Source organism: Nostoc sp. UCD121 (genome assembly GCF_014222285.1).
Classification (GTDB): Bacteria; Cyanobacteriota; Cyanobacteriia; order Cyanobacteriales; family Nostocaceae; genus Nostoc.
On record NZ_JACKZS010000321.1, the window covers coordinates 1 to 5767 of the forward strand.

Annotated in this window: 12 protein-coding genes; 9 read left to right on the forward strand and 3 right to left on the reverse strand. The window is 39.3% G+C overall.

All coding sequences use genetic code 11. The features are described 5' to 3' along the window. The first annotated feature begins 152 nt into the window (after nt 1–152). The 7 genes from GNF10_RS34435 to GNF10_RS34465 all read left to right on the forward strand — a co-directional run bounded on the left by GNF10_RS34435 (nt 153) and on the right by GNF10_RS34465 (nt 3436). Nucleotides 153–929, forward strand: coding sequence for a hypothetical protein (locus GNF10_RS34435; RefSeq protein WP_221643700.1), 777 nt, complete (start codon nt 153–155; stop codon nt 927–929). An 18-nt stretch (nt 930–947) separates the two neighbouring features. Next, on the forward strand, nt 948–1076 hold the full coding sequence (locus GNF10_RS39130) for a hypothetical protein (protein ID WP_260446375.1): 129 nt from the start codon (nt 948–950) through the stop codon (nt 1074–1076). Between the two features lie 171 nt (nt 1077–1247). Next, the gene (locus GNF10_RS34445; RefSeq protein ID WP_185580250.1) at nt 1248–1625 is read left to right on the forward strand and encodes a hypothetical protein; all 378 of its coding nucleotides are present in this window, start codon (nt 1248–1250) and stop codon (nt 1623–1625) included. A gap of 264 nt (nt 1626–1889) precedes the next feature. Further along, nucleotides 1890–2336, forward strand: coding sequence for a hypothetical protein (locus GNF10_RS34450; RefSeq protein ID WP_114084197.1), 447 nt, complete (start codon nt 1890–1892; stop codon nt 2334–2336). A 36-nt stretch (nt 2337–2372) separates the two neighbouring features. Then, nucleotides 2373–2642: a hypothetical protein gene (locus GNF10_RS34455; protein ID WP_181852905.1), complete on the forward strand. Its 270-nt coding sequence runs from the start codon at nt 2373–2375 to the stop codon at nt 2640–2642. Between the two features lie 22 nt (nt 2643–2664). After that, complete coding sequence (locus tag GNF10_RS34460; RefSeq protein WP_114084199.1) at nt 2665–3135, forward strand: hypothetical protein; 471 nt, start codon at nt 2665–2667, stop codon at nt 3133–3135. Between the two features lie 4 nt (nt 3136–3139). After that, nucleotides 3140–3436, forward strand: a complete 297-nt coding sequence (locus tag GNF10_RS34465; protein ID WP_114084200.1) for a hypothetical protein — start codon at nt 3140–3142, stop codon at nt 3434–3436. 120 nt (nt 3437–3556) lie between these two features. Here the strand turns inward: GNF10_RS34465 and GNF10_RS34470 are convergent, their stop codons facing one another. The 3 genes from GNF10_RS34470 to GNF10_RS34480 all read right to left on the reverse strand — a co-directional run bounded on the left by GNF10_RS34470 (nt 3557) and on the right by GNF10_RS34480 (nt 5078). Then, on the reverse strand, nt 3557–3955 hold the full coding sequence (locus GNF10_RS34470) for an Hsp20/alpha crystallin family protein (RefSeq protein WP_185580251.1): 399 nt from the start codon (nt 3953–3955) through the stop codon (nt 3557–3559). A 341-nt stretch (nt 3956–4296) separates the two neighbouring features. Next, nucleotides 4297–4500 carry a hypothetical protein gene (locus GNF10_RS34475; RefSeq protein WP_114084203.1) on the reverse strand — a complete coding sequence of 68 codons (204 nt, stop codon included), beginning with the start codon at nt 4498–4500 and terminating at the stop codon, nt 4297–4299. A gap of 20 nt (nt 4501–4520) precedes the next feature. Then, on the reverse strand, nt 4521–5078 hold the full coding sequence (locus GNF10_RS34480) for a GIY-YIG nuclease family protein (RefSeq protein WP_309472822.1): 558 nt from the start codon (nt 5076–5078) through the stop codon (nt 4521–4523). Between the two features lie 180 nt (nt 5079–5258). On the opposite strand from GNF10_RS34480, the gene GNF10_RS34485 reads away from it, so the two are divergent. Together GNF10_RS34485 and GNF10_RS34490 are read left to right on the forward strand one after the other, a co-directional pair. Beyond that, nucleotides 5259–5444 (forward strand): hypothetical protein, encoded by a 186-nt coding sequence (locus GNF10_RS34485; protein WP_185580252.1) that lies wholly within the window; start codon nt 5259–5261, stop codon nt 5442–5444. Further along, the gene (locus tag GNF10_RS34490; RefSeq protein ID WP_185580253.1) at nt 5425–5721 is read left to right on the forward strand and encodes a hypothetical protein; all 297 of its coding nucleotides are present in this window, start codon (nt 5425–5427) and stop codon (nt 5719–5721) included. Before GNF10_RS34485 ends, GNF10_RS34490 begins: the two co-directional genes overlap by 20 nt. Nucleotides 5722–5767: the final 46 nt, after the last annotated feature.

The window sequence follows — 5767 nt, forward strand, 5'->3', positions numbered from 1 at the left end:
AATAAAGAATAGGAATTGGTTCGCGATAGAGTATCGCGAACCATTCTTTCTTTTCCACATCCCGTGAAAAGTCAGAAAAACCTAGAGGTTGGTTTAATGAAATTGTTATTCGTCCCGTTGTTCATGTAGACGGTTACGAAAGCTATGAGAAAATGTGCGGTATTGTTGCTGATGCGTATTTTTCTGCTACCGAAAAATTATTGCTTTCATCACTCAGAAGCAACCCCAAGGATTCAAGGTATATTAGCCTTTACACACTTTTGAAAGTAGGGCAAGCCAAATGCCCTGCTTACTGGGTAAATAATGATTTGTTGAGCGCATTGATGCAATCAAATTTAGATGTTGAAGTTGAAAATTTGCAATGGGCAATGAAAACAGGATTTTTTATGCTGCCCAAGGGTATAGTTTTTTCCCCAGAAAAACGTAGTATTGATGCAATTTTTTGGCATTATGATACATCTGATGACTTGCTTTATTGGGCTGCAATCGATGGAGATAGTGTTTTCTGCCGCAGATTCAAAGTTAGTGATAATTTAAAAAAGTTCAGATATACCGATGTTAAAGATTTTAGTCCGCAGGTAGTTGTAGAATTTAATGAATATTTGCACTCAATTTTATTGAGATTGATTTTGATAATGGAGTGCCGCCCTGAACTTGTAGATACAACAAGCGAACTAGTTAGGGTGAATAGAGGTTTTGGCAAAGCGCAAGCACAAGATTTTTATCAACCACTTTGGCTAGGACTTGGATATCGATTCAAACGTGAAGGCAAGCAAAGCAGTGAAGGCAGTAGCGGTACACATGGTACTAAGAGCGTTCATTGGAGACGCGGATTCTTACGTAATCAACCTTACGGAGAAGGCAGGCAGCAACGAAAACTAGTTTGGATTGAGCCAGTTTTAGTAATGGGTGGAAAAGAATCATCATGATGACAGACGATGAAATTAATGCCAAATATGAATCTGCTCGTGCTGAGTGGCCATTCTCTATCTTTGATATCGATTATCCCTTCAGAGGATGCCAGCCCCGAAGAAATAGCAAAAATCATAGAGATTATTGCAGAACGCCTTAATTAAAGGGCTGCGATGGCGTACCAGATCATCAATAGGAAAAAGGAAGCCTTGGGCTAGCGAAAATGTGTTGGCAGCTATCAGTTAGCTAAACGCAGAGATTGTAAATTCATAGTAAACTATGTACAATAGAAGAGTAAGCGATCGCACATTCTGACTATCCCGATTAAAACCATCATGAAACTGCAACGTATTGAGGCAGGTGAATATCTTACTCCTGATGGCAGGTTTTATATCCGCAATACTTACTACTCCAACGGAATACCCGGACGGAGTAATACTAGTAAAGGATGGTTGATTGAAGATAAAAGCGGGCTTACACCGTTTCACAACGGTTATCACAGAACTAACATCAAACGTGTGGATACGCTGACCGAGGCAAAGGAAATTATTGCTTTGGTTATGGAGTGCGATCGCAAAGAGAAAATATTACGTGATACCGGATGGCGTAAGCAAGAAAACTGTCAACCTCCGGGTTTGTGTTGGCTATCTCCCTACACCGACAAGTTGTTAACCCAAAGTGAAGCACTGTTGGAACTGAGTTTGATGTCGTGACCAATAATCCTACTAATTGACACTAAAATTAAGGACTGCTATATGAAAAATTTTGTTGTAAAAGTATCAAGGAAAGAATATTTCGAGATAGAGGTGACTGCTGAAAATAAGGATGAGGCAGTACAATCTGCATTGTCTGGAGAACCACCTGATTGGAAAGTTTAAAGTGTAGAAGAGGTAGTAGATGAAGAAGAAGAAGTTAAAAAAAATGAGTTAATCTGACATAATTACAACTTCTCAAATAAATATTTACAATTTTAATTGATGAACACATTAGAACTAAAACCAGGGGATAAAGTAGGAATTTTTTACTATGACAGTGTGCGTATAGGTACTAAAGCTGAAATAGATGTAATTGAACGCATTTCCCCAACTGGACAAGTAACTCTCTCTAATGGAAAGCGCTATACATCCGATGGCAAAGAAATTGGTGCTGTAGAACCTAGTTACCTTTGGACTCTAGATAAAATACAACCAATCTTAGAAAAAATTGAAACTCTTGAGCGGCAGAAGGAAGCAGAACGACAGGCTTATTTAGCATCACCTGAAGGTAGGAGAAAACAAGCAGTGAATGATACTGTCAAAGCTGCGATCGCTGCACTTAATCAATACGGCTGGTATGCTGATGTTGATGGTCACATGGATGTGATGGAGTCCGAAATTGAGCAAGTTATCACAAAATATGTCAGCGAACATGAGCCAACTAACTAAATTAAGTTTCTTATGCTTAAAAATAAGATTCTATAATTGGCTGAAGAATGGGGGTATATTCTGGTTTACTCCGACTATTCTAGAAAAGCTCGGAGTAATGTTTGGATGCTAAAAGTACCAACAACAACTTTCAAAAATCGTCCTGAGTTAACCAGAACTTTAAAAGTCTTAGAAGACAATGATTTAGAACAACTGTTAGATAAAACTAAAAAATATTTTGCAGGCAGTGAATCTCCTATAAAAGTAATCCTTCGTGATAAAAAATGCTCTGGCAGTGAAAATGACAAAGAACTATTTACCATCTAAATAATACTAAAAACTTTGACTGATGTACTACGGATATCGCTGTTATACCAAAGAAGATAAGCCTTTAGGTTGGCTATACACATTTAGCTGTGATACTGAATATGCTTTTACCAATACAGATTTACATTGGTGCAAGCGCTGGAAGACTGAACGGGGTGCAAAAAAACATTTTGATAATTACAACAACCGATGGCAGTTCAAAAGTCAAGGAGGCTATCTCAAAATTGAAGTTATGCCAGAGTTTTCTGAATCCAAGTCGTCTGCTAAGTCTAATCAGCAGCGATGGAATGAAGCCAATCGTGATGCACTTTACCAAGCTCAAAAAAATTATAATCAGAAGCGTCCTATAATGTCATTTCGTCCAAAAGCCAAACTGTTGGAATGGCTGGATGAGGAACGCGAAACTGATGACGATGGTGAACTAGAAACTGATGCAGCGCTGTTGAATCGAAAGTTAGAAAAACTAAAGAATTTAGAGCAACAAGGATTTTAAGACAGTGAAAGCAGAAGATTTAAAAAATTTAATTATTAGTATTATTCAAGAAAAGCCTAGATTTTTTGACCATGTTTGTACTAAAGATATCAAAGCTCTACTATTAGAACATTATAATATTTCTGTGACTGAGAAAATGATTATTAAAGTGATGATGCAAGTAGTAGAAGAGGGGGTAGGTAAATTTGGTGGCGATGGTTACGAGTGTGGGGATGGTAGTACACTAACATGGGCTGATGAACACGCAGTAGCTGGGTCAAAACTGACAGGAGTTCATAAGTATTGGTGGTTTAATATTTAGTTAACTTTAATTAAATGAATCTTAAATAAAGAATTTAATAATGAATAATCTAGACCGTCTTTTGACGATATTAAAAGAACAAGCAGACTTGATTGATCAACTTAACACACGTTCTAACTTTCAATACAAAAGTACACAACGATTAGTTTTAGAACATGGACAGCCTTTTGTAACAAAGGTCAAATCACCAGCAGATAGTGGAATTACACGTTGGAATTTACCATAGTAGAATTCACTTCTTGTAGTGCCATTGTTTTCGGTTTTAGTTTGGGACTTGCGCTCGCCACTAATGTGAACAGCGTCTTGGGTGACTTGAATATCTAAGTCTTTAGCTTCCAATCCTGGCAGTTCTAGTTTGAGATGGATCGCATCATCATTTTCTTGCAATTCAGCCGCCGGAACTTTGATAAAATCTCTGTCAAACCGTGCAGATGGGACTCTGGTATCTCCAAATAAGCCGTTGATGTGACGTTCTAAAGCGTTCAAGTCTTGCCAGGGGTTGTAACGAACTAGTGCCATAACTCTTTCTCGGAAAAATTCAGCTATTGTTTAATCGTTTTTGCACTTGGGTTTGTGCTTATGTATTTATAATAAGTATGCTTAAAACTCCTGTAAATTCGGTTCTCATCACCTCATACAAGGATGATTACCGCACTAAAGTAGACCTAAAATAAGATTACGGTTTACTCGATTTTTGCGGTTCGGTAAATCAGAATAAGAACTATTAATGTCACTAATAATCAACTAATAAATCTGCTGTTGAAGGGGATAGTACAGTTAGGCATTGCTTATATTTCCAAAACAACAATCACACTCGCTTTACTCGCTTCGCCATCGCACTCTTCAATAAGCATTTCGATTTAGTCATCAGGAAACTGCCAAGATGAAATACTTTCTACATCTTTGCTACTGCATTTAATACAAGTAACATCAAATGCTGAATCCATCCACTCATAATCGCAAGCACGACAATGACAGAAAATATTATTACGGTTGGCATTTTTTATACCCTGATGCCATTGCTGTAGTTGGTCAGGATTTTGAAAAGGTAAATTATCAGACATTTTAATCACCACGAAACACCCTACTTAAACGGCTGCCCCCACCGCTCCCAATTTTCCTTGTTGAACGGCGATCGCCACTTTTGAATCAGGCTCAACTCTAGCGCCTGCCGTGCGCGTCGTTCAACTGGAGCATCCCACCAAAAACCAATATTAACTGCCGTCTCTATCTGATAGCGATAATGTAAGTCTCGGTAACTGCTGATGTAATCTTTACAGCCATGAGTCCCACGCCAGCGTTTGTTACTACGACAGGTTTCGCCAATATAAAGTAATAGGGAAGCAGCACTATCAATCACAAAATACAAAGCTGCTTGACCAAAATCATCTGGCATCCGGTAAAAAGCCATTGGTTGTAAATGTAGCGTAAACGGATCAATCCGGTCTGGGTCGCAGTGGTTGGGTGCAATGTCGAATAATGTCGCCTGCTGCACTGGCTTGGTTTCCCTCACTCGTTGCTGATAGTCCAAAATTTGTGTTTTCCACTTCAGCAGGGCATCAGCACTCATCACCAGCGCCTCTGCTCTATGTGCTGGTGTGGGTTTCACTTCTGGAAATAGGTTTAGTTGATTGGGTTCCAAGGGTATTACGGGAGCGTGCCGACTAGCTGATTATCCCCCAAAACTGAATCGAGTAAACCTGTTAACGGGTTTTGGCGATTCGCAGAGATTAAAGAGTTACGGCAAAGCAATAACCAGTTAGAACAAGTTAATAACCAATTAGAAACAACTAACCAACAACTACAACAGGAGAAAACTGCAATGTCAGCCACACATCTTCCCCAAACAGTTACCCTCAATATCACTGAGTTAGATTCTTGGCTAGAGAAAAAAGTTATTGAGGTAGTGAACAAGTTAACTCAAGGTGTGGCTATAGCACCTGCTACTACTGCCACACCTGCCAAGGTAACACCCATCAAAGAAGAGATTGTGGCAAGCCAAGACTGATGCTGAGGTCTGGGGAAGTAAAGCAACCTTAGCAGCTGTAGAAAAAATCCGCAGGTCTTATCAGGCAATTTGTTTGTATAACGATACTGTGGCAACTGGGGAGGGCGATCGCTTGGCAGTGACTAACCAAGCACTCAGGGATTTATCGGGCTGTAATGGCTTGGTGATACGCGATTGGATTGAGGCCCATAAGGATGAAATAATCAGCCATAACGCGAAATTCGGCATGGAGAACAAGAAAGACCCCAATACTGCTCGGTTAAGGGAAAATAGATAGTGGAATAAATCATAATTTGTTCGCGTGTGGCTTACGAGAACAAAAA

Coding starts and splice junctions, on each gene's coding strand:
- GNF10_RS34435 (WP_221643700.1), top strand. CDS start 153: ATGTGCGGTATTGTTGCTGATGCGTATTTTTCTGCTACCGAAAAATTA.
- GNF10_RS39130 (WP_260446375.1), top strand. CDS start 948: ATGCCAAATATGAATCTGCTCGTGCTGAGTGGCCATTCTCTATCTTTG.
- GNF10_RS34445 (WP_185580250.1), top strand. CDS start 1,248: ATGAAACTGCAACGTATTGAGGCAGGTGAATATCTTACTCCTGATGGC.
- GNF10_RS34450 (WP_114084197.1), top strand. CDS start 1,890: ATGAACACATTAGAACTAAAACCAGGGGATAAAGTAGGAATTTTTTAC.
- GNF10_RS34460 (WP_114084199.1), top strand. CDS start 2,665: ATGTACTACGGATATCGCTGTTATACCAAAGAAGATAAGCCTTTAGGT.
- GNF10_RS34470 (WP_185580251.1), bottom strand. CDS start 3,955: ATGGCACTAGTTCGTTACAACCCCTGGCAAGACTTGAACGCTTTAGAA.
- GNF10_RS34475 (WP_114084203.1), bottom strand. CDS start 4,500: ATGTCTGATAATTTACCTTTTCAAAATCCTGACCAACTACAGCAATGG.
- GNF10_RS34485 (WP_185580252.1), top strand. CDS start 5,259: ATGTCAGCCACACATCTTCCCCAAACAGTTACCCTCAATATCACTGAG.